Consider the following 21,366-nt stretch of genomic DNA (forward strand, 5'->3'; position numbering starts at 1 on the left):
TCGCACAATCCCTGCGCTCAGACTTTCAGGAACTCTTCGCGCGCGCCGAGCCAGCGCGCCAGATGCAGCTCCACCGTGGCCGGATCGTCGCGCAGCAAGTCCAGCGCCACGCTGCGGGCCCGCTCGACCAGCCATTGGTCGGTTTCCAGATCGGCGAAACGCAGCATGGCCTGGCCCGACTGGCGCGCGCCCAGGAACTCGCCGGGTCCGCGAATCTGCAAGTCGCGCCGGGCAATTTCAAAACCGTCGGTGGTTTCGCGCATGGTGCGCAGGCGCTCCCGCGCAATCTGCCCCAGCGGACTCTGGTACAGCAGCAGGCAGACGCTGGCCGCGCTGCCGCGCCCGACCCGGCCGCGCAGCTGGTGCAGTTGCGACAGGCCGAAGCGTTCCGCATGCTCGATCACCATCAGCGATGCGTTCGGCACATCGACGCCGACTTCGATGACGGTGGTGGCGACCAGCACATCCACCTCGGCACGGGTGAAGGCATCCATGACGGCCTGTTTGTCGAGCTGCTTCAGGCGTCCGTGCACCAGTCCGACGCGCAGGTCGGGCAAGGCCGCCGACAGCGCGGCATGGGTATCGGTGGCGGTCTGCAGCTGCAGCGTTTCGGATTCTTCGATCAGCGGACAGACCCAGTACACCTGCCGGCCTTCGAGCGCGGCGGCGTGCACGCGTTCGACCACCTCGTCGCGCCGGCTCTGGTCGATCACGCGGGTGACGATCGGGGTGCGGCCCGGCGGCAGTTGGTCGATCACCGAGACTTCCAGATCGGCGTAATACGTCATCGCCAGCGTGCGCGGGATCGGCGTGGCCGACATCATCAGCTGGTGCGGCACGATCACGGTCGGGTCCAGCGCCGAGGCCGTTGCCAGGCCCTTGTTGCGCAGCGTCAGGCGCTGGCCGACGCCGAAGCGGTGCTGCTCGTCGACGATCACCAGCCCGAGCCGGGCGAACTGCACGGCATCCTGAATCAGCGCGTGGGTGCCGATCACCAGTTGCGCCGCGCCGGATTCGATGCGTGCCTGCGCCTCGCTCTTGTCTTTCTTTTTCAGGCTGCCGGTCAGCCACGCCACGCGCACGCCAAGCGGCTCCATCCAGCCGGCGATCTTGCGGAAATGCTGGTCGGCCAGGATCTCGGTCGGCGCCATCAGTACCGCCTGAAAGCCGCTGTCGATGGCCTGCGCCGCAGCCAGCGCCGCGACCACGGTTTTACCGCTGCCGACATCGCCCTGCAGCAGACGCTGCATCGGAAAATTGGCCAGCAGGTCGGTGCGAATTTCCTGCAGCACGCGCTGCTGCGCCGTGGTCAGCTGGAACGGCAACTGGCGCTGGAAGGCCTGCGACAGCGCACCGATCAGCGGCAGCGGCGCGGCGCCCTTGGCACGCCGCGCCACCTGCGCGCGCTTGAGCGAGAGCTGCTGCGCCAGCAATTCATCGAACTTCATGCGCACCCAGGCCGGATGCGAGCGGTCCGCCAACGCGCTTTCGTCGGTCTCGGGCGGTGGATTGTGCAGCAGTCGCACAGCGGCCTCGAACGGCATCAAGTCCAGCCCGGCCAGCAGCGCCGGCGCGAGCGTGTCGCGCCAGTCGACCCGCGCCAGCGCGCTGGCGATGGCTTTGCGCAAATAGGATTGCGGCAGGCCTTCGCCGCTCGGATAGACCGGCGTCAGTACGTCCGGCAGCGGCGCACCTTCCAGCACCATCTTGTAAGTCGGGTGGACCATCTCGGCGCCGAGGAAGCCGTGCCGCAGCTCGCCGCGCGCACGCACCCGATTGCCTTCGGCCATCTGCCTGGTCTGGCTGCCGTAAAAATTCAGGAAACGCAGCACCACCACGCCGGTGTCATCGCTGATGGTCACGACCAGCTGGCGACGCGGCCGGAACTGCACGTCGCAGGCGCTGACCACGCCTTCGACCTGCACTGTTTGGCCGCCCATGAAAGCGGCTTCGCGCATCGGCACGACCTGCGTTTCGTCTTCGTAGCGCAGCGGCAAATGCAGCACCAGATCCATGTCGCTGCGCAGGCCAAGCCGGGCCAGCTTGTCTTCGGTCTTGTTGACGGCAGCGGGTTTGTTGGCGGCGGTGGAGGCGGACTTTCGGTTTGGTGCAGACATGGTGAACAAGGAAAGGAGCGCGACAGCGTAAAATGGCGGGTTGCTTGCCAGTCATGGCAAACCCTGCAACCTTAGCAGTTCCCGACCCGATTCGATACCATCCCGACGCATGTATTCACTTTCCGATTTTGACTTTGATTTGCCGCAAGCGCTGATTGCCCAGCATCCGCTGCCCGAGCGCAGCGCATCGCGCCTGTTGCAGCTCGATGGCGAGCGCCTGATCGATCGCGCTTTTGCCGATATTCTCGGGTTGCTGCAACCCGGCGACCTGCTGGTCTTCAATGACACCCGCGTGCTCAAGGCGCGCTTCTTTGGCCACAAGCACAGCGGCGGCAAGATCGAGGTGCTGATCGAACGCGTGCTCGACAATCGCACCGTGCATGCCCAGATACGCTCCTCGAAGTCGCCGGTCGCGGGCAGCAGCCTGCGCCTGGCCGATGCCTTCGATGTGGTGGTCGGCGCGCGCGCCGGCGAGTTTTTCACGCTGACCTTTCCGGACGACGTATATGCCTTGATCGAGCAGCATGGCCGCCTGCCGCTGCCGCCCTACATCGATCATGCCGCCGACGCCTTCGACGAGACCCGTTACCAGACCGTCTATGCCCGCGCGCCTGGGGCAGTGGCTGCGCCGACCGCCGGCCTGCATTTCGATCAGGCGCTGCTCGATCAGCTGACGGCGCGCGGCATCGGCTTCGCATATGTCACGCTGCACGTCGGCGCCGGCACCTTCCAGCCGGTCCGCACCGAAGTCCTGGCCGAACATGCGATGCATAGCGAGTGGTACACGCTGCCGCAGGCCACCGTCGATGCAGTCGCCGCTACCCGCGCGGCCGGTCGCGACGTGATCGCAGTCGGCACCACCAGCCTGCGCGCGCTGGAGTCGGCTTCGCAAAGTGGCACGCTGACGGCCGGCAGCGCCGATACGCGCCTGTTCATCACCCCCGGCTACCAGTTCAAGACGGTGACGCGCCTGATCACCAATTTCCATTTACCCAAGTCGACCCTGCTGATGCTGGTGTCTGCCTTCGCCGGATACGCGCCGATTCGCGCCGCGTATGCCCATGCGATTGCGCAGCAGTACCGGTTTTTCAGTTACGGCGATGCGATGTTCCTCACCTGTGCCGACCATGCTTGATTTCAAACTCCTCAACACCGACGGCCACGCACGACGCGGTCGCCTGACCCTCAATCACGGCGTGATCGACACCCCGGTCTTCATGCCGGTCGGCACCTATGGCTCGGTGAAGGCGATGTCGCCGCTCGAACTGACCGAGATCAACGCGCAGATCGTGCTCGGCAATACCTTCCATTTGTGGCTGCGCCCCGGCACCGAGGTGATTGCCAAATTCGGCGGGCTGCACAAGTTCATGGGCTGGGACAAGCCGATCCTGACCGACTCTGGCGGCTTCCAGGTGTTCTCGCTGGGGGCGATGCGCAAGATCAGCGAGGAGGGTGTCAAGTTTGCCTCGCCGATCAATGGCGACAAGCTGTTTCTGTCGCCGGAAATTTCGATGCAGATCCAGCAGGTGCTCAATTCCGACATCGTCATGCAGTTCGACGAATGTACGCCGTATGAAATCGACGGCCGTCCCGCCACCGATGCCGAGGCCGCCACCTCAATGCGCATGTCGTTGCGCTGGGGCCAGCGTTCCAAGAATGAATTTACCGGCGGCGGCAACCCGAATGCGCTGTTCGGCATCGTGCAGGGCGGCATGTTCGAGCATTTGCGCGACGAATCGCTGGCCGGTCTCGAAGAGATCGGTTTTGACGGCATCGCCATCGGCGGGCTGTCGGTCGGTGAGCCGAAAGAGGACATGCTGCGCGTGCTGGCCCATATCGGGCCGCGCCTGCCGGCGGACAAGCCGCACTACCTAATGGGCGTCGGCACGCCGGAGGATCTGGTGGCCGGGGTGGCCAACGGCATCGACATGTTCGACTGCGTGATGCCAACCCGCAATGCGCGTAACGGCTGGCTGTTCACCCGCTTTGGCGATATCAAGATTCGCAATGCCAAGCACAAGGACGACACCCGCCCGCTCGACGACAGCTGTACCTGCTACGCCTGCAAGAATTTTTCGCGTGCCTACCTGCATCATTTGCAGCGCACCGGTGAAATCCTCGGGGCGCGCATGAACACCGTGCACAATTTGCACTATTACCAGCAATTAATGCAGGACATGCGCGAGGCGATCGACGCCGGCGCCTTTGACGCTTTTCGGGCGCTATTTCACGCCAACCGGGCGCGCGGCACTTAAGCGCGCACCAAAGCGGCACAACGCCGATGTAGAATGCCGGGTCATTCATTCAACCCACTGGAGTTTCACGTGTTCATTTCCAACGCTTACGCACAAAGTCCGCTTGACGGTCTCGGCCTGAGCAGCAATCTGACCAGCTTCTTGCCGATCATTCTGATGTTCGTGGTGCTGTACTTCCTGATGATTCGTCCCCAGATGAAACGCCAGAAAGAACAGAAGGCGATGATGGACGCGCTGGCCAAGGGCGACGAAGTCGTCACCAGCGGCGGCGTGCTCGGCCGCGTGACCAAGGTCACCGACGGCTACATCACGATTGACATCGCCACTGGCACCGAAGTCCTTGTGCAGAAAGCCGCCGTCACCACGCTGCTGCCAAAGGGCACGATCAAGTCGCTGTAAGCAATTCCACAGCGCTCCACGGCGGCGCCCATGAGGGCGCCGCTCACTCTTGAACGCATACACATGAATCGCTACCCGCTCTGGAAATACATTGTTATCGTGATCGCGCTGATCTTCGGCGTGATCTACACGGTCCCGAACTTCTTCGGTGAATCGCCGGCCGTCCAGGTCAGCAGTGGCAAGGCCACCGTCAAGCTCGAAGCCTCGGTGCTGTCGCGCGTGCAGGAAGTGCTCGACAAGGGCGGTCTGCCGTCCACCGGCCTGTACTACGAACTCAACGGCGCGCAAGGCTCCGTGCGCGCCCGCTTCAAGGATCCGGATACCCAGTTCAAGGCCAAGGCCCTGCTGGAAAAGGAATTGAACGCCGATCCGTCCGATCCGACCTATCTGGTCGCCTTCAACCTGTTGCACAACACGCCGCAATGGCTGCAAAGCCTGCATGCGTTCCCGATGTATCTCGGACTCGACTTGCGCGGCGGTGTGTACTTCCTGTTGCAGGTCGATACCAAGGCGGTGCTGGCCAAGCGGCTGCAAGGCTTGCAGGGTGGGGTGCGCACGCTGCTGCGTGACAAGAATATTCGTCACGCCGGCATCAGCCGCAGTGGCAATGCGATCGAAGTGTTGTACCGCGATGTCGAAACGCGCGAAAAATCGCGTGAAGTGCTGGCCTCGCAACTGGCTGACATTCAGATGGCCGATGGCCTGGAAGGCACCGATCCGAAACTGGTGATCACCTTGAAACCGACCGCGCTGAAGTCGGCGCAGGATGACGCCGTCAACCAGAACATCGCCACGCTCGGCCGCCGCGTCAATGAACTCGGCGTGGCCGAACCGATCATCCAGCGCCAGGGCGCCGACCGCATCGTGGTGCAGTTGCCCGGTGTGCAGGACGTCAGCCGCGCCAAGGACATCATCGGCCGCCAAGCCACGCTGGAAGTGCGCATGGTCGACGAGACCGTCACGCGCGGTTCCGAGACCACCGCCGACATCCCGTTCAATTCCGAATTGTTCAAGGTCGGCAAGGGCGTGCCGGTCGTGCTGTACAAGGACCCGGTCATCACCGGCGACTATATTTCCAGCGCCACCGCCAGCTTCGACCAGAACCAGCAACCGGCGGTGGGCATCGACCTCAACGGCGATGGCGGACGAAAAATGCGCGAAGCCACCCGTGACCGGGTCGGCAAATCGATGGCCATCGTGCTGTTTGAAAAAGGCAAGGGCGAAGTCCTGACGGTGGCGACGATTCGCGACGAACTCGGGTCGCGCTTCCAGATTACCGGCATGGGTTCACCTACCGCCGCCGGCGACCTGTCGCTGCTGCTGCGTGCCGGCTCGCTGGCCGCACCGATGGACTTTGTCGAAGAACGCACCATCGGCCCACAACTCGGCGCCGACAATATCGCCAAGGGCTTCCACTCGACCCAGTACGGGTTTGCTGCGATTGCCGTCTTCATGGCGATTTACTACCTGATGTTCGGCCTGTTCAGCGTCATCGCGCTGTCGGTCAACCTGTTGCTGCTGGTGGCGATGCTGTCGACACTGCAAGCGACGCTGACCTTGCCGGGGATTGCCGCCATCGCGCTCACGCTCGGTATGGCGATCGACGCCAACGTGCTGATCAACGAACGCATCCGTGAAGAACTACGTGCGGGCAATTCGCCGCAGGCGGCGATTGCTGTCGGCTTCGACCGTGCCTGGGCCACCATTCTGGATTCCAACGTAACGACGCTGATTGCCGGTCTGGCATTGCTGATTTTCGGCTCCGGTCCGATCCGCGGTTTTGCCGTGGTCCATTGTCTGGGCATCCTGACCTCGATCTTCTCGGCGGTGTTCGTCTCGCGCGGTATTGCCAATCTTTGGTACGGCCGCCGCAAGAAACTCACCAGTATTTCGATCGGCCAGATCTGGAAGCCGCCCGTTGATTCGGCCACCAAGTCGGCTGTCACCACCAAGGAACTGTAATGGAATTATTTCGCATCAAAAAAACCATTCCGTTCATGCGGCATGCGTTGGTGTTCAACGCGATTTCGGCGCTGACGTTTGTCGCCGCGGTATTTTTCCTGTTCACCAACGGCCTGCACTTCTCCATCGAGTTCAAGGGCGGTACGCTGATCGAAGTAGCGTACAAGAACGTCGCCAACATCGAAGAAGTCCGCAAGACCGTCGAGAGCCTCGGCTATACCGACAACCAGGTGCAGAATTTTGGCACGGCGCATGACGTCATGATTCGCCTGCCGGCACAGCTGGGCGTCAACACTGCCCAGCAAAGCGGCAAGGTGCTCGAAGCGCTCAAGCAGAAGGATGCCGATGTCGAATTGCGGCGGGTCGAGTACGTTGGCCCGCAGGTGGGTGAAGAACTGGCGCAAAACGGCCTGACCGCGCTGGCGATGGTGATCATCGGCATCATGATCTATCTGGCGGTCCGGTTCGAATGGAAGTTCGCGGTCGCCGCCATCATCGCCAACATGCATGACGTGATCATCATTCTTGGCTTCTTTGCCTTCTTCCAGTGGGAGTTCTCGCTGACCGTGCTGGCCGCCGTGCTGGCGGTGCTGGGATACTCGGTCAACGAATCGGTCGTGATCTTCGACCGGATTCGCGAAAACTTCCGCACCCAGCGCAAGTCGTCGGTCACCGAAGTCATCGACAGCGCGATTACCAGCACCATTTCGCGCACCGTGATCACCCACGGCTGCACCCAGATGATGGTGTTGTCGATGCTGTTGTTTGGCGGCCCGTCGCTGCACTTCTTTGCGATCGCCTTGACGATCGGGATCTGTTTCGGGATTTATTCGTCGGTATTTGTCGCTGCCGCAGTCGCCATGTGGCTTGGCGTCAAGCGCGAAGACCTGATCAAACCGATCAAGGAAAAGGACGAAACGGGTGGCGCGGTCGTGTAAGTTGTTGGCGCCGCAGTCGCGTTGACGCGGCTGGCATTGATATTTCTCAACCCTCTGGACTGAAAAGTCCCGGGGGTTTTGTTTTAGTTGCTATGATGCAAGTTCAAGGCTGGTTTTTGCGGACTGGCTGTAACGTTCGCAGCGGCGACACGAGCGGATCGAACGTGTAATTTACCGCTGCAACCAATCTTTCCGGGAGCTGGCACAGGTTTGCCAGTCCCATCGACCAACACTCTGTCACCCTCACGATCGCGATTGTCGAGCTCACGAACATGCCAGAACAACAATCCGCCACCAGCCAGGCCTCGGTGAATCCCCATTACCTGAGCAAGGTCATGGAGCTGTCCGAGAACATGGACGTGGAGGCGAGCGAGGACATCCTTGATGCGCGCGGCAACAAGCTGATCGCGCGGGGTGCCCGCATCTCGCGCAACATGCAGGAAAGGCTGATCCTGCACAAACTGCGCAAGCCACTGGAATCCTGCATGACGATTACCGGTGGCATGAACGTCAATGCCGTCGTGTCCGAAGCGCGCCGCCTGCTCGACACCAATGAACCGCTGGGCTACATCCTCAAGGCCAGCGACGGCGCCGGCATGTCGCCGTTCGAGTTGCTGGAATCGATTCCGATTGGCAGCGTAATGCGGATGATGCTGACCATTACCGATCGGGTCGGACCGGCGGCATTCAGTCACTGCGTGATGGTCAGCATGATCGCCATTGCGCTGGCCAGAAAATCCGGCATGGCGCAAAAGGAGCAGATGGTCGCTGCCATCGGCGGCTTGTTGCATGACATTGGCGAACTGTATATCGAGCCGGAGTATCTGCGTTCCGGAAAACGCCTGCTGCCGCATGAGTGGCGGCATGTCGTGGTGCATCCGCGCATCGGCCAGTTGCTCATCAGTGAACTCGAGACCTATCCGGCGGCCGTCGGCATCGCCGTGTCCGAGCATCATGAACGTTTCGACGGCGCCGGCTACCCGCGCCGCCTGAGTGGTGCGCGCATCAGTCCGGTTGGCCAGATCCTGGCGGTCGCGGAAATGATTGGTGGTTTGCTGATGCAAAAGGAAAACCCATTGCGGCGCGCCGAATTGGCGCTGAAAATCATTCCGTCCGAGCACGCCCATCCGCTGATTTCGGTGGTGTCGAAGGCGCTGCGACTGTCGCAAACAACGCCAACCGATGCGATCAACATGATGTCGTCGCCGGAAGCCAGTGAGCGTATCCGCACCCTGCTGGACTATATTCCCGTCATCATCAAAACCGCCGGCCAGATGGCCGAACTGCCCGAACTGGCATCGACAGAGGCCAAACATTTGCTGGCGCAGACGATCTACCGCATCGCAAAGATCGAGCGCGCATTTTCCAGTACCGGGCTGGAAATGTATGCCCGTGACGGGCAGGTGCACAGCGGCGAAATCCTGTTTGAACTGATTGTCGCGACCAAGGAAATTCAGTGGCGACTGCGTGACGTGGCGCGCGACCTGGCATTGAATTCGTCGTCGTTTGCCGCCGTCGAAAGCGCGGCGCTCGCGCCCCTCATTGCCATGCTTGATGCCAGCCCGGATGCGCATCCGGCAGCGCCCGTCCATTGACAGGCGCTGCCGTGCTTCAGATCGACCGCGCCAGTTTTTCGGCAATGCCGATATAGTTCGACGGGGTCATGGCCAGCAACAAGTCCCTGGCCTCCTGCGGGATGGCAAGGCCGAGGATGAACTCGCGCAGGGCGTCTTTTGAAATGCCCTTGCCGCGGGTGAGTTCTTTCAGTTGCTCGTACGGATTGGCGATGCCGTAGCGGCGCATCACCGTCTGCACCGGTTCGGCCAGCACTTCCCACGTCGCATCGAGGTCGGCAGCCAGCCGCTCTGGATTGACTTCCAGCTTGTTCAGGCCGCGCAGGCAACTGTCATACGCCAGGATCGTGTAGCCGAAGGCGACGCCGATATTGCGCAGCACGGTCGAGTCGGTCAGGTCACGCTGCCAGCGCGAGATCGGCAGCTTGTCCGACATATGCTTGAGCATCGCATTGGCCAGGCCCAGATTGCCTTCGGAGTTTTCAAAGTCGATCGGATTGACCTTGTGCGGCATGGTCGAGGAACCGATCTCGCCGGCTTTCAGGCGCTGTTTGAAATAGCCGACCGAGATGTAGCCCCACAGATCGCGGTTCAAATCCAGCAGGATGGTGTTGGCGCGGGTGACCGCGTCGAACAGTTCCGCCATGTAGTCGTGCGGTTCGATCTGGATCGTGTACGGATTGAACACCAGGCCAAGCCGCTGTTCGATCACATTGCGGGAGAACGTCTCCCAGTCGAACTCGGGGTACGCCGACAGGTGGGCATTGTAATTGCCGACCGCGCCATTCATTTTTCCGAGAATCTCGACGCCGGCAATGCGTTCGGCAGCGCGCCGCAGACGCGCCACCACATTGGCAATTTCCTTGCCCAGCGTGGTCGGGCTGGCCGGCTGGCCATGCGTGCGCGACAGCATCGGCAGGGCGGCGTGCTCGCGCGCCAGCGCGGCGAGGCGGTCGATCACCGCCTGCAGGCCGGGCAACAGCACGTCGTTGCGGGCCGCCATCAGCATCATCCCGTGCGAGGTGTTGTTGATGTCTTCGGAGGTGCAGGCAAAGTGAATGAATTCGGACGCCGCGACCAGTTCCGGTACGTCGGCAACCTGTTCCTTGAGCCAGTATTCGACGGCCTTCACGTCATGGTTGGTGACGGCTTCGATGGCCTTGATGCGTTCGGCGTCGGTCTCGGTGAAGTCGCTGGCGAGCTGGTCGAGCAACGCCGCGGCAGTCGGGCTGAACGGCTTGATCTCGCTGAAGCCGGCGGCGGCGAGCGCCTGCAGCCACGCGATTTCGACCTTGACGCGGTGATGCATGAAGCCGGCTTCCGACAGGATCGGACGCAACGCGTCGGTGCGGCTGGCGTAACGGCCATCCAGCGGGGAGAGGGCGGAAAGAGGGGACAAGGGCATGATGGGCGCGCGGCAACGGTGAATGTGGAGGGCGGATTTTACCACCGCTGACGCTGCAGAAATCCGGTTTTGTCAAGCGCCGGGAATGGTTACGCAATGCCACAGTAACGACAAGTTGCGAGCCGGGAGCAGGGTTGCCGATGCTATAATCCGGCCAAATTCTCCCTCTAAGTGCCTATGAAACTCATCGGATCGCTCGCCAGTCCCTTCGTACGCAAAGTGCGTGTTGTCATGGCAGAAAAAAAGCTCGATTACGAGTTCGCACTCGAAGATGTCTGGCTTGCCACCAGCACCATTCAGCAATCCAATCCGCTGGGCAAGGTGCCATGCCTGATCATGGAAGATGGCGGCGCAATGTTTGATTCGCGCGTCATCGTCGAGTATCTCGACACACTCACCCCGGTGGGCAAGCTGATTCCCGCACATGGCCGCGAACGCGCCGAAGTCAAATGCTGGGAAGCGCTGGCCGACGGCGTCTGCGATGCCGCGTTGCTGGTCCGTCTGGAAAAGACCCAGCGTCCGGAAGCGCAGCAAAATACCGCCTGGACCGAGCGCCAGTTGTCGAAAGTCCACGCAGGTATCAAGGCGATGTCGACCGGCCTGTCCGACACGGCATTCTGTGCCGGCAATCAGTACACGCTGGCCGATGTCGCGGTGTGCTGCGCACTGGGCTGGATCAGTTTCCGGTTTGCCGAGATTGACTGGCGTGCCGACTACGCCAATCTGGCCAAGCTGTACGACAAGGTGATCGAACGTCCCTCGTTCAAGGAAACGGCGCCGCAGTAAGCGCTGCCAGGTCCGCCGGCGTTTCCGGCGTGACTGCGCTCAGCGGGGTGTCGATGATGCCGCCGCCGAGACACACGTCGCCCTGATACAGCACCGCAGACTGGCCGGGCGTGACCGCCCACTGTGCCACGTCAAAATCCACCCGCATGCGCACCGCGTCCATCATGCTGAAGCGGCAGCCGACATCAGCCTGCCGATAGCGCGTCTTGGCCGACATCACGCCGGGCGCCGGCGGTACTCCCGCAATCCAGCTGTTCTGCGTCGCTTCCAGTCCGTCTGCCAGCAACCACGGATGATCGTGGCCCTGCACCACATACAGGATGTTTTGTGCGATGTCCTTGCGTGCGACATACCAGGCGTCACTGCTGCCGTCGGCATTCTGATGGGCCTTGTTGCCGCCAATCCCGATCCCCTTGCGCTGGCCCAGCGTATAGAAACTCAAGCCGACGTGCTCGCCAATCGTATCGCCGTCGGGCGTCTTCATGGGGCCGGGCTGATACGACAGATAGCGGTTGAGGAAATCACGGAAGGGCCGCTCGCCAATGAAGCAGATGCCGGTGGAGTCCTTCTTCCTTGCGTTCGGCAGGCCCAGTTGCTCGGCCATCGTCCGGACTTCGGTCTTGCGGATTTCACCAAGCGGAAACAGCGTCTTCGACAATTGCGCCTGGTTCAGGCGGTGCAGGAAATAACTTTGATCCTTGGTGTGGTCGACCGCCTTGAGCAATTCAAAGCGACCCGCCTCGCTGGCTGACTCGCGCACCCTTGCGTAGTGGCCGGTGGCGATCAGGTCGGCACCCAGATGCATTGCATGATCGAGAAACGCCTTGAACTTGATTTCGGCATTGCACAGCACATCCGGATTGGGCGTGCGGCCGGCCTGGTATTCGCGCAGGAACTCGGCGAACACGCGGTCCTTGTACTCGGCGGCGAAGTTCACCGCTTCGATGTCGATGCCGAGCACGTCGGCTACGCTGACGGCATCGATCCAGTCCTGCCGGGTCGAGCAGTATTCGTCATCGTCATCGTCTTCCCAGTTCTTCATGAACAGGCCGATGACTTCATACCCCTGTTGCTTGAGCAGTGCCGCCGAGACCGATGAATCAACCCCACCGGACAAGCCGATCACGACCTTCTTCTTACTCATGCATGTCCCCGTAAATGGATGGATCGCTGAACAGCACCGACAGCGGCGTGCGCTGGCCGGCGAGGTAGTCATCGATGCAACGCATGACCAGTTCGCTGCGGTGCTTGCTGCGGCAGGCCATCAGTTCATCGTACGACATCCACAGCGCGCGCAGGATGCCGTGATCGAGAGGCTGGTCATACACCTGACCGGCATCGCCGCAAAACGCAAAGCGCAGGAACGTGGTGGCCTTGCCGGTGCGCACCGACAGATAGCGCGCCATGTAAAAGCCGATCAATGCGGTGGGCGTGAATTCATGCGCGGTTTCTTCCAGGGTTTCGCGCACCACGGCCTGCTCCAGCGATTCGAGCGGATCGAGATGGCCGGCCGGTTGATTGAAGCGAATGCCGTCGCTGGTCTCTTCCTCTACCATCAGAAATTTGCCGTCGCGCTCGACAATGGCCGCTACCGTCACGGATGGTTTCCAAATGTCAGTCATAGATTCCCCTGAAAGAGGCGCCATTTTACCGTGTGGCAGCGTCGCGTTGGTGCGCCGCGCAATTGTCGGGGCGGGTCCTGGTTTAATCCGCCACACAAGTCCGGCCGGAAGCATTTGGCGAATTGCGAAAAGGAGGGCAAAATCAACAACCTTTTCAAAACCATGTGTCGGTTACCGCCGGCCACCACTGTCGCAACCACGCGGCGAATATGACGATCCCTGTTGCCGCGGCACAGCATCTTTTAGTGGGAAATCCCTACCGTGATCAACTTGCTGCGGTGGAATTTCCGTGTAATATCAAAATGATCAGCTATTCCTCTTGGAGAAACTCATGAAAATCGGCATTCCCGCCGAGACACGGCCGGGCGAAACGCGCGTTGCCGCGACTCCCGAAACCGTCAAGAAACTGGTCGCCGCCAAGCACGCGGTCATCGTTCAGAGTGGTGCAGGCGTGGCCGCCAGCGTCACCGACGACGCCTACCTTGCCGCTGGTGCGACCATCGGTTCCGCCGCCGAGGCATTTGCCGCCGAGATGGTACTGAAAGTGCGCGCGCCCGGCCCCGACGAATTGCCGTTGCTCAAACCGGGCACCGTCGTCATCGGCATGTTGAATCCGTTCGACGGCGACAACATCGCTGCGATGGCGGCGCAAGGGCTGGTTGCCTTCGCGCTCGAAGCCGCGCCACGCATCACGCGCGCGCAGTCGATGGACGTGCTGTCATCGCAAGCCAACATCGCCGGCTACAAGGCCGTGCTGCTGGCTGCCAATACCTATCAGCGCTTCATGCCAATGCTGATGACCGCTGCCGGCACCGTCAAGGCCGCGCGCATGCTGATCATGGGCGTGGGCGTGGCAGGACTGCAGGCGATCGCCACCGCCAAGCGGCTCGGTGCAGTGATCGAAGCCTCCGACGTGCGGCCACCAGTCAAGGAACAGGTCGAGTCGCTCGGCGCCAAGTTCCTCGATGTGCCATTCCTGACTGACGAAGAAAAAGAAATCGCGCAAGGCAGCGGCGGCTATGCGCGCTCGATGCCGGCCGACTGGATGCGGCGGCAGGCCGAGCTGGTGCATGAGCGTGCCAAGCTGGCCGACATCATCATCACCACCGCGCTGATCCCGGGCCGCAAGGCGCCGATCCTGATCAGCGAAGAGACCGTCAAGGCGATGAAGCCGGGCTCCGTGATCGTCGACATGGCGGTGGAGCAGGGCGGCAATTGCCCACTGTCGGAACTCGGCAAGACCGTCACCAAATACGGCGTGCACATCATCGGCGAACCGAACCTGGCCACGCTGCTGGCGGCCGATGCCTCGGCGCTGTATGCGCGCAACGTACTCGATTTCCTGAAGCTGATCATCGACAAGGACGGCGCGCTGGCGATCAATCGCGACGACGAGATCGTTGCCGCGACGCTGTTGTGTTCCGGCGGCGATATCTTGCGCAAGCAGGCGTGACGATGCAGCGCATCATGTTGCGGGCCAAGCTGCACCGCGTCACCGTCACCCAGTGCGATCTGAATTACGAAGGTTCCTGCGGCATCGATGCGGATTTGCTGGACGCCGCCGACATCCGGCCGTTTGAAAAAATCGAGCTGTACAACGTCAACAACGGCGCGCGGTTCTCGACCTATGCCATCGTCGGCCAGCGTGGCAGCGGCAAGATCTCGCTCAACGGTGCGGCGGCCAGGCTGGCCCATCTGGGTGACCTGCTGATCATCTGCACCTACGCGCCGATGAATGACACCGAGGTGCAGCAGTACGTGCCCAAAGTCGTCTTCGTCGATGCCGCCAACCACATCACCAGCCTGAAAAAAATCTAGCGTCCAGGAGGACAACATGGAAGTCAGTCACACCATCATCAACCTCATCATTTTCGTGCTGGCGATTTACGTCGGTTATCACGTCGTCTGGACCGTCACGCCGGCGCTGCACACGCCGCTGATGGCGGTGACCAATGCGATCTCGGCCATCATCATCGTTGGCGCCATGCTCGCCGCCGGCCTCACCGAAGGTCCGCTCGGACAGGTCATGGGCACGCTGGCGGTAGCGCTGGCGGCAGTCAATGTGTTCGGCGGCTTTCTGGTCACGCAACGCATGCTCGAAATGTTCAAGAAAAAAGAGCCGAAGGCGATCAAGGCCAGTGAGAAGGGAGCCGCGCAATGAGCATGAATCTGGTCACCCTGATGTACCTGATTGCCTCGGTCTGCTTCATCCAGGCCCTGAAGGGACTATCCCATCCATCGACGGCGCGGCGCGGCAATGCGTTCGGCATGAGCGGCATGGCCATTGCGGTGGTCACCACCATCGCCCTGATCGTCAAGCTCAAGTCGGAGGCGCAGGGTTCGCCGCTGGGTTACGGCCTGGTGATCATTGCGGTGATCATCGGTGGCGGCATCGGCGCCTTCCTGGCGCGCACGGTCGAGATGACCAAGATGCCCGAGCTGGTCGCCGCAATGCATTCGCTGATTGGCCTGGCGGCAGTCTGTATCGCCGTGGCCGCTGTATCGGAGCCGTGGGCCTTTGGCATTGCGGCACACGGCGAGGCGCTGCCGTTCGGCAATCGACTCGAACTGTTCATCGGCACCTTTGTTGGTGCGATCACGTTCTCGGGTTCGGTGATCGCCTTCGGCAAGTTGTCGGGCAAGTACAAGTTCCGCCTGTTCCAGGGTGCGCCGGTCAGCTTCAACGGACAGCATCTGCTGAATCTGGCGCTGGCCATCCTGATGCTGGGCTTCGGCCTGATCTTCTGTTTTGCGCCGGGCGTTGATCCGGTCTGGCTGCCGTTTGTCCTGATGGCGGCCATTGCCTTCGTGCTGGGCGTGCTGATCATCATCCCGATCGGTGGCGCCGACATGCCGGTGGTGGTCTCGATGCTGAACAGTTACTCCGGCTGGGCTGCGGCCGGCATCGGCTTCTCGCTCAACAACTCGATGCTGATCATCGCCGGTTCGCTGGTCGGTTCGAGTGGCGCGATCCTGTCCTACATCATGTGCAAGGCGATGAACCGGTCGTTCTTCAACGTGATTCTGGGCGGCTTCGGTGGCGATCCGGCTGCCGCGGCGGCGGTTGGCGGCCAGGCTGCGCGTCCGGTCAAATCCGGCTCGGCGGACGATGCCGCTTTTCTGATGAGCAATGCCGAGACCGTCATCATCGTGCCGGGCTACGGCCTGGCCGTGGCGCGCGCCCAGCATGCCCTGAAAGAGCTGACCGAAAAGCTGATCCACAAGGGTGTCAACGTCAAGTACGCGATTCATCCGGTGGCCGGGCGCATGCCGGGCCACATGAACGTGCTGCTGGCCGAAGCAGAAGTGCCGTATGACCAGGTGTTCGAGATGGAAGACATCAACAACGACTTCAGCCAGGCCGACGTGGTGCTGGTGCTCGGCGCCAACGACGTGGTCAACCCGGCCGCAAAGGATCCGAAATCGTCGATTGCCGGCATGCCGATCCTGGAGGCCTACAAGGCCAAGACAGTCATCGTCAACAAGCGTTCGATGGCAGCCGGTTATGCCGGGCTGGACAACGAGTTGTTCTACATGGACAAGACGATGATGGTGTTTGGCGATGCCAAGAAGGTCATTGAGGATATGGTGAAGGCGGTAGAGTAATTTTTCGGGTAGCCGGACCTGGCACGTTGATGGCCACGACACACGTGGCTGTCTCGCTCGCATGCGCGAGGAGGGCGGTTCGTTCGAGCCGAGTCGGCGGGGAATGAATATCTTTTCCGAGACCCGGTGCGACCGCCGCGTTCCGACGAAACCGTTTGACGATAAACCCTTCATCACGATCGTTCAGTCGCAAATTCCGGCGCGCCGAAACAGAGTCTCGCGCCGCCTGACAATACCTGTTTCGGGTATCAAAATTCCCTTTATGGGTATTAAATTTTCCAGAGTTATTGACGGTACCCAGATTGGGTACCATAATTCCCATTATGGGTATTTATTCAGACGCACTTTTCACAAAAACGCAGCAGCGGGTGCTGGCAGTGCTGTTTGGTCAGTCGCAGCGCTCGTTTTACGCCAATGAAATCATCGGTCTGGCAGGTTCCGGCTCTGGGGGCGTGCAGCGGGAATTGGCACGTCTGGAGTCGTCAGGGCTGGTGACGGTGCACCGGATAGGCAATCAGAAGCATTATCAGGCCAACCACGATGCGCCGATTTTTAGCGAGTTGCGCGCGATCGTCTTGAAGACATTCGGTGTGGCCGATGTGCTGCGCGTTGCGCTGCAGCCGCTATGGCCGCAGTTGGATCTGGCGTTTGTCTACGGTTCACTGGCCAAAGGCACCGAGCGTGCCGGTAGTGATGTGGACCTGATGGTCATTGGATCGCTGCCGTCCAACGCCGAGCTGCTGAACGCATTGCTGCCGGCACAGAAACAGCTGGGTCGGGAGGTCAATCCAACGTTGTATTCGCCAGATGAGTTTGCGCAGCGTTTGCGCGATGGCAAATCGTTCATCCTGCGGGTACTCGAGAATCCCAAAATATTTGTCAAAGGATCAGAGCATGACATCGCGCGGCTCGGCGCCGCTGGCGAATCTGGCGCGCATTGGAAAACTCAAGTTGGAAGCACCTGATGCGCGCGAGCGGGCGGGCTTGTTGCGTTCGGCCAGTGTGCGCCTGCAGGATGCCCGGCAAACTGGCCTCTCATTGGAGAGCCGCTTCGACCTGACCTACAATGCCGCGCACGCGGCGGCGTTGTCGGCGCTGCGAAGCCACGGTTATCGCAGCGAAAACCGCTATCTGGTCTTTCAGTGCCTGGAGCACACGCTGGGGTTCACACCGCAGCAATGGCTGTTGCTCAATCAGGCGCACACCAAACGCAATCTGGCTGAATATGAAGGAGACCTCGATGTTACCGTGGGTTTCGTCACCGAGCTCATTGAGCAGGTCGCGTCGTTGATTGCTGCAGCGCAGGCGCTTGAGACAGCGCCATGAAGGAGAAGCGCATCATCTCAGGCGGCATGTGGTGTTTTGCCCGGCCAATGTTGATCGTACGCAGTCAGGGCAGTCCGCAGCCTTGCGTACGTCCGACCTGAGAATCCGTTGCTATCAATAGCAGCCTGCCATGCATGTTTTGATATGTGCATTTAACGAATAATCCATCGAGCACCGACCAATGCAATCCTATTCCGGAATTCAACTCAGTACAGCGCGTCTCGACCTGCGTCCACTGGCAAGCGGGGATGCGCCTGCGCTGTTCGAGATTCTCGCCAATCCGGAATTCATGCGCTACTGGAGTTCGCCCCCATGGACCGCCATTGAGCAAGCCGTCGCCTTCATCGAGAAAGATCAAGCCGAAATGGCGCGCGACGAGCACATTCGGCTCGGCATTTTTCTGCGCGAAACGGCCCGGCTGATCGGCACTTGCAGCCTGTTCAAGATCGATCGGCAATGCCGCCGCGCGGAGCTCGGGTATGGCATCGCTCAGCCGTACTGGCGCAGTGGTTTCATGTCGGAGGCGGTTTCTGCACTGCTCGCCTTCGGCTTCTCGACGCTGAATCTCAATCGTGTCGAAGCCGACATCGACCCGCGCAATACCGCCTCGGGCAGGAGCCTCGAAAAGCTGGGGTTCCTGCAGGAAGGCGTGCTGCGCGAGCGATGGATCGTGGGCGGCGAAGTCTCAGACTCGGCGCTGTATGGATTGCTGTTGAAGGAATGGCGTGCCCGCCAGAACACGGATTGATCGCCAGTGCGTGCCACGCATGCCACGATTTTTTGGCAATCCATTTGAAGCGGTAACGGTATGAACGGAGGCACGGCGATCCATCGTGGCAGGGGTATCCCGCACCCAAACCATCTGCCACAGCGGAGTTCCAATGAAACTTGCTCATATCCTGACTTCCCTTGCCCTGCTCGTTACCGCCCAAGCGCGTACGGCGCGAAAGACACCATGGATCGGCTGGAAGATATCGTCAAACAACGCGGCCTCGCGCGTGCGGCTGTCTTCGGCGTTGTCGCCGCCAAAAAAACGGACCTGAATGGTCCGTTTTTTGATGATGCCATGCCGCAAGGCGGCTATTTCGTTTTGCCCATCGTTTCCATCATGCGCACCGTCAGGTACAGGCGCGGCACCACGCTGTCGAGGTCGGCCCATTCGTCCGACGAGTGGATGCGGTCGCCGACGATGCCCATGCCATCTAGCACTACCGGCTTGCCGGTCTTGGGATTGTAGGCAAAGCCTGCGTCGGTGCCGTAGCGCATCGAGACCGGTGTGATCGACTTGCCGAGTTCCTTGTAGATGCTGTCGGCGGTGGCTGCCAGTTGATCGCTGCCGGCGTTCCTGGAGAATGGCGGACGACGGTTTTCGACCTTGACGCTGACTTCGGTGTCGGCGATCAGCTTGTTGCGAACGATCTTGTCGGCATCGGCCTGCACACGCTGGAGCTCACTCACGTCGGACATGCGCATATCTGCCGTGGCACTGGCTTTGTCAGGAATGATATTGACGCGTTCACCGGCCTTGATCACGGTCCAGTTGACGGTCGTGCCCTTCTCGGCGCTGCCCAGGTCCTTGAGCTGGATGATCTGGTTCGACAATTCGACCGCGGCATTGCGGCCCGCTTCCGGCGCCGAGCCGGCGTGCGATGCGCGGCCCTTGACGTCGAGGTGGACGTAAGCGATGCCGTTGGTGGCGACCGTCACCACATCGGCTTCAGGCGGCTCGAACACCAGCACGTAGTCCTGCTCGGACGACAGTTTGCTGATCATGTCGCGCGAACCGAGCGAGCTCTTTTCTTCGTCCGGATTGAACAGCACGGTCAGCGTCTTGTAATCCTTGAAGCCCCGCTCGCGCGCGATATCCAGTGCATACACGATCAGCAGCGCGCCGCCCTTGGCATCGGCGATGCCTGGGCCAAAGGCCTTGTTGCCGCTGATCGTGAAGGGGCGCTTCGCAGCTTCGCCGGTGCCGAACACGGTGTCGTAATGGATTATCAGCATGATGTTTCTGGCGCCCGTCCCTTGCAGCTTGCCGATTACCATCTTGCCGGCAGCCGGCGGCGCGGCGACGATCTCGACGCTGGCGCCGACTTCCTTGAGGCGCTGCGCCAGCAAGGTTTCGACCTGGGTCAGTCCCTTCGCGTCATCGGTGCCGGAATCGATATTGACCAGCGCGGCGAGGTCCTTGATCAGGACTTCCTTGCGCCTTTGTGCGGCCTCCAGCAGGGAGCTGTCGGCCTGCGTGGCCTGGGCGAAGGATGCGGCGCACGTGGTGCAACCCAGGGCGGCAACCAGCAACAGCAGGTATTTCTTCTTCATGGGGTCTTTCGTGGAATGGTCGATTGAAATTGTCGATTGAAGCGGTGGTGGGGCGATGGCGACCTCACCAGAATGCGAGGCAGCGGTATTTTTTGTGCGGCAAACGGGGGATGCGGATCTCGGTGATCTCGCGCACTCAGTCCGCTCCGATCCGCACCTGAGCAAGCAATCCGGCCTAAGGCTGCGGCTTGCCGGTGTCCTGCCCGGCCAGCGACTGCACCAGCACCGGGTCGCCGGCGCCCAGCGTCAGTTCCGGCGGCGTCGGCACCCGCACTGGTTTGCTGTGCATGTTGGTATTGCTGAGCACATTGCCAATGGCTTCCGGCGCGGCGTCCCAGACCGGATCGTCGATACCGTCGAACACGGTCTTGAGCTGCTGGCCCCAGGTATCGCGAATCATGCGGAAATACTGGTTCTTGTCGTCGACCGTGACGAAGCGCGTCACCGCCAGCTGGTCGGCCTCATAGACCAGCAGATCGAGCGGCAAGCCGACCGAAATATTCGAGCGCAGGGTCGAGTCCATCGAAATCAGCGCGCACTTGGCGGCCTCGTCGAGCGTGGTGTCCAGACCCAGTACACGGTCGATGATCGGCTTGCCGTACTTGGACTCGCCGATCTGGAAGTACACGCTTTCGTTTTGCGATTCAATGAAATTGCCGGCACTGTAAATCTGGAACAGGCGGCAGCGTTCGCCCTTGATCTGTCCGCCGAAAATCATGCTGGCGTTGAAGTCGATGCCGAATTTGGTGAGCGCCTCGCCATCGCGTTCATGCACGGTGCGAATCGCGTCGCCCAGAATTTGCGCGGCTTCGTACATCGTCGTCGCGGTCCAGAGACTGTGGCCGTCCTGGTTGACGTGGTTGACCAGCAGTTGGCGAATCGATTGCGAGATCGACAGATTGCCGGCGGTGAGCAGCACCATCATGCGGTCGCCGGGATTTTCGAACACGCTCATTTTGCGGAACGTGCCGATGTGATCGACACCGGCATTGGTACGCGAATCCGACAGGAACACCAGTCCCGCATCAACGCGCATGGCAACACAATAAGTCAT

21 protein-coding genes are annotated in these 21,366 nt (G+C 61.1%); 14 read left to right on the forward strand and 7 right to left on the reverse strand.

Annotated elements, in window-relative coordinates:
- Positions 1-17: 17 nt before the first annotated feature.
- Complete coding sequence (gene recG, locus RCH09_RS11885) at positions 18-2,117, reverse strand: ATP-dependent DNA helicase RecG (protein WP_326941309.1); 2,100 nt, start codon at positions 2,115-2,117, stop codon at positions 18-20.
- 109 nt (positions 2,118-2,226) lie between these two features.
- Here recG and queA point away from each other — a divergent pair, with 109 nt between their 5' ends.
- The 6 genes from queA (at position 2,227) to RCH09_RS11915 (ending at position 9,266) form a co-directional block, all read left to right on the forward strand.
- Positions 2,227-3,252, forward strand: a complete 1,026-nt coding sequence (gene queA, locus RCH09_RS11890; RefSeq protein WP_326941310.1) for a tRNA preQ1(34) S-adenosylmethionine ribosyltransferase-isomerase QueA — start codon at positions 2,227-2,229, stop codon at positions 3,250-3,252.
- Positions 3,245-4,372, forward strand: a complete 1,128-nt coding sequence (gene tgt / locus RCH09_RS11895) for a tRNA guanosine(34) transglycosylase Tgt (protein ID WP_326941311.1) — start codon at positions 3,245-3,247, stop codon at positions 4,370-4,372. The genes queA and tgt overlap by 8 nt, the downstream gene beginning before the upstream one ends.
- Positions 4,373-4,441: 69 nt before the next feature.
- Positions 4,442-4,771, forward strand: coding sequence for a preprotein translocase subunit YajC (gene yajC, locus RCH09_RS11900; RefSeq protein WP_326941312.1), 330 nt, complete (start codon positions 4,442-4,444; stop codon positions 4,769-4,771).
- 63 nt (positions 4,772-4,834) lie between these two features.
- Positions 4,835-6,733: a protein translocase subunit SecD gene (gene secD / locus RCH09_RS11905; RefSeq protein WP_326941313.1), complete on the forward strand. Its 1,899-nt coding sequence runs from the start codon at positions 4,835-4,837 to the stop codon at positions 6,731-6,733.
- Positions 6,733-7,671, forward strand: coding sequence for a protein translocase subunit SecF (gene secF / locus RCH09_RS11910; RefSeq protein WP_326941314.1), 939 nt, complete (start codon positions 6,733-6,735; stop codon positions 7,669-7,671). The genes secD and secF overlap by 1 nt, the downstream gene beginning before the upstream one ends.
- 272 nt (positions 7,672-7,943) lie before the next feature.
- A complete protein-coding gene (locus RCH09_RS11915; protein ID WP_326941315.1) occupies positions 7,944-9,266 on the forward strand; it encodes an HD-GYP domain-containing protein in 1,323 nt (440 codons plus the stop codon).
- Positions 9,267-9,282: 16 nt separating this feature from the next.
- Here RCH09_RS11915 and purB read toward each other — a convergent pair whose 3' ends face one another.
- Positions 9,283-10,650, reverse strand: coding sequence for an adenylosuccinate lyase (purB, locus tag RCH09_RS11920; RefSeq protein ID WP_326941316.1), 1,368 nt, complete (start codon positions 10,648-10,650; stop codon positions 9,283-9,285).
- Between the two features lie 177 nt (positions 10,651-10,827).
- On the opposite strand from purB, the gene RCH09_RS11925 reads away from it, so the two are divergent.
- A complete protein-coding gene (locus RCH09_RS11925; RefSeq protein WP_326941317.1) occupies positions 10,828-11,436 on the forward strand; it encodes a glutathione S-transferase N-terminal domain-containing protein in 609 nt (202 codons plus the stop codon).
- Here RCH09_RS11925 and mnmA read toward each other — a convergent pair.
- On the reverse strand, positions 11,414-12,580 hold the full coding sequence (mnmA, locus tag RCH09_RS11930) for a tRNA 2-thiouridine(34) synthase MnmA (RefSeq protein ID WP_326941318.1): 1,167 nt from the start codon (positions 12,578-12,580) through the stop codon (positions 11,414-11,416). The two genes, RCH09_RS11925 and mnmA, sit on opposite strands and share 23 nt — an antisense overlap.
- Positions 12,573-13,058: an NUDIX hydrolase gene (locus tag RCH09_RS11935; protein WP_326941319.1), complete on the reverse strand. Its 486-nt coding sequence runs from the start codon at positions 13,056-13,058 to the stop codon at positions 12,573-12,575. The genes mnmA and RCH09_RS11935 overlap by 8 nt, the downstream gene beginning before the upstream one ends.
- 331 nt (positions 13,059-13,389) lie before the next feature.
- On the opposite strand from RCH09_RS11935, the gene RCH09_RS11940 reads away from it, so the two are divergent.
- From RCH09_RS11940 to RCH09_RS11970, 7 genes are all read left to right on the forward strand, one after another.
- The gene (locus RCH09_RS11940; protein WP_326941320.1) at positions 13,390-14,511 is read left to right on the forward strand and encodes a Re/Si-specific NAD(P)(+) transhydrogenase subunit alpha; all 1,122 of its coding nucleotides are present in this window, start codon (positions 13,390-13,392) and stop codon (positions 14,509-14,511) included.
- A gap of 2 nt (positions 14,512-14,513) precedes the next feature.
- Positions 14,514-14,876 (forward strand): aspartate 1-decarboxylase, encoded by a 363-nt coding sequence (gene panD / locus RCH09_RS11945; RefSeq protein ID WP_326941321.1) that lies wholly within the window; start codon positions 14,514-14,516, stop codon positions 14,874-14,876.
- 16 nt (positions 14,877-14,892) lie between these two features.
- Positions 14,893-15,219 carry an NAD(P) transhydrogenase subunit alpha gene (locus RCH09_RS11950; RefSeq protein WP_326941322.1) on the forward strand — a complete coding sequence of 109 codons (327 nt, stop codon included), beginning with the start codon at positions 14,893-14,895 and terminating at the stop codon, positions 15,217-15,219.
- Entirely contained in the window at positions 15,216-16,664 is a 1,449-nt protein-coding gene (locus RCH09_RS11955) for an NAD(P)(+) transhydrogenase (Re/Si-specific) subunit beta (RefSeq protein WP_326941323.1), read from the forward strand. The genes RCH09_RS11950 and RCH09_RS11955 overlap by 4 nt, the downstream gene beginning before the upstream one ends.
- A 302-nt stretch (positions 16,665-16,966) precedes the next feature.
- A complete protein-coding gene (locus tag RCH09_RS11960) occupies positions 16,967-17,629 on the forward strand; it encodes a nucleotidyltransferase domain-containing protein (protein ID WP_326941324.1) in 663 nt (220 codons plus the stop codon).
- The gene (locus RCH09_RS11965; protein WP_326941325.1) at positions 17,616-17,990 is read left to right on the forward strand and encodes a hypothetical protein; all 375 of its coding nucleotides are present in this window, start codon (positions 17,616-17,618) and stop codon (positions 17,988-17,990) included. Before RCH09_RS11960 ends, RCH09_RS11965 begins: the two co-directional genes overlap by 14 nt.
- Before the next feature lie 181 nt (positions 17,991-18,171).
- Entirely contained in the window at positions 18,172-18,738 is a 567-nt protein-coding gene (locus tag RCH09_RS11970; protein WP_326941326.1) for a GNAT family N-acetyltransferase, read from the forward strand.
- 144 nt (positions 18,739-18,882) lie between these two features.
- Here the strand turns inward: RCH09_RS11970 and RCH09_RS11975 are convergent, their stop codons facing one another.
- The 3 genes from RCH09_RS11975 to RCH09_RS11985 form a co-directional block, all read right to left on the reverse strand.
- On the reverse strand, positions 18,883-19,065 hold the full coding sequence (locus tag RCH09_RS11975; RefSeq protein WP_326941327.1) for a hypothetical protein: 183 nt from the start codon (positions 19,063-19,065) through the stop codon (positions 18,883-18,885).
- A gap of 5 nt (positions 19,066-19,070) precedes the next feature.
- Positions 19,071-20,312, reverse strand: a complete 1,242-nt coding sequence (locus tag RCH09_RS11980; protein WP_326941328.1) for a glutamate carboxypeptidase — start codon at positions 20,310-20,312, stop codon at positions 19,071-19,073.
- A gap of 175 nt (positions 20,313-20,487) precedes the next feature.
- Entirely contained in the window at positions 20,488-21,366 is an 879-nt protein-coding gene (locus tag RCH09_RS11985) for a proteasome-type protease (protein ID WP_326941329.1), read from the reverse strand.

The sequence above is a fragment of the Actimicrobium sp. GrIS 1.19 genome, from assembly GCF_035984655.1.
In the GTDB taxonomy this organism is placed as follows: domain Bacteria; phylum Pseudomonadota; class Gammaproteobacteria; order Burkholderiales; family Burkholderiaceae_D; genus Actimicrobium.

Excerpts from the sequence above, each read along its gene's own strand:
- RCH09_RS11915 (WP_326941315.1), top strand. The coding sequence starts at position 7,944 with ATGCCAGAACAACAATCCGCCACCAGCCAGGCCTCGGTGAATCCCCAT.
- RCH09_RS11955 (WP_326941323.1), top strand. The coding sequence starts at position 15,216 with ATGAGCATGAATCTGGTCACCCTGATGTACCTGATTGCCTCGGTCTGC.
- RCH09_RS11935 (WP_326941319.1), bottom strand. The coding sequence starts at position 13,058 with ATGACTGACATTTGGAAACCATCCGTGACGGTAGCGGCCATTGTCGAG.
- RCH09_RS11940 (WP_326941320.1), top strand. The coding sequence starts at position 13,390 with ATGAAAATCGGCATTCCCGCCGAGACACGGCCGGGCGAAACGCGCGTT.
- RCH09_RS11985 (WP_326941329.1), bottom strand. The coding sequence starts at position 21,366 with ATGACTTATTGTGTTGCCATGCGCGTTGATGCGGGACTGGTGTTCCTG.
- RCH09_RS11980 (WP_326941328.1), bottom strand. The coding sequence starts at position 20,312 with ATGAAGAAGAAATACCTGCTGTTGCTGGTTGCCGCCCTGGGTTGCACC.
- purB (WP_326941316.1), bottom strand. The coding sequence starts at position 10,650 with ATGCCCTTGTCCCCTCTTTCCGCCCTCTCCCCGCTGGATGGCCGTTAC.
- panD (WP_326941321.1), top strand. The coding sequence starts at position 14,514 with ATGCAGCGCATCATGTTGCGGGCCAAGCTGCACCGCGTCACCGTCACC.
- tgt (WP_326941311.1), top strand. The coding sequence starts at position 3,245 with ATGCTTGATTTCAAACTCCTCAACACCGACGGCCACGCACGACGCGGT.
- secF (WP_326941314.1), top strand. The coding sequence starts at position 6,733 with ATGGAATTATTTCGCATCAAAAAAACCATTCCGTTCATGCGGCATGCG.
- mnmA (WP_326941318.1), bottom strand. The coding sequence starts at position 12,580 with ATGAGTAAGAAGAAGGTCGTGATCGGCTTGTCCGGTGGGGTTGATTCA.
- RCH09_RS11970 (WP_326941326.1), top strand. The coding sequence starts at position 18,172 with ATGCAATCCTATTCCGGAATTCAACTCAGTACAGCGCGTCTCGACCTG.
- RCH09_RS11925 (WP_326941317.1), top strand. The coding sequence starts at position 10,828 with ATGAAACTCATCGGATCGCTCGCCAGTCCCTTCGTACGCAAAGTGCGT.
- queA (WP_326941310.1), top strand. The coding sequence starts at position 2,227 with ATGTATTCACTTTCCGATTTTGACTTTGATTTGCCGCAAGCGCTGATT.
- RCH09_RS11950 (WP_326941322.1), top strand. The coding sequence starts at position 14,893 with ATGGAAGTCAGTCACACCATCATCAACCTCATCATTTTCGTGCTGGCG.
- recG (WP_326941309.1), bottom strand. The coding sequence starts at position 2,117 with ATGTCTGCACCAAACCGAAAGTCCGCCTCCACCGCCGCCAACAAACCC.
- secD (WP_326941313.1), top strand. The coding sequence starts at position 4,835 with ATGAATCGCTACCCGCTCTGGAAATACATTGTTATCGTGATCGCGCTG.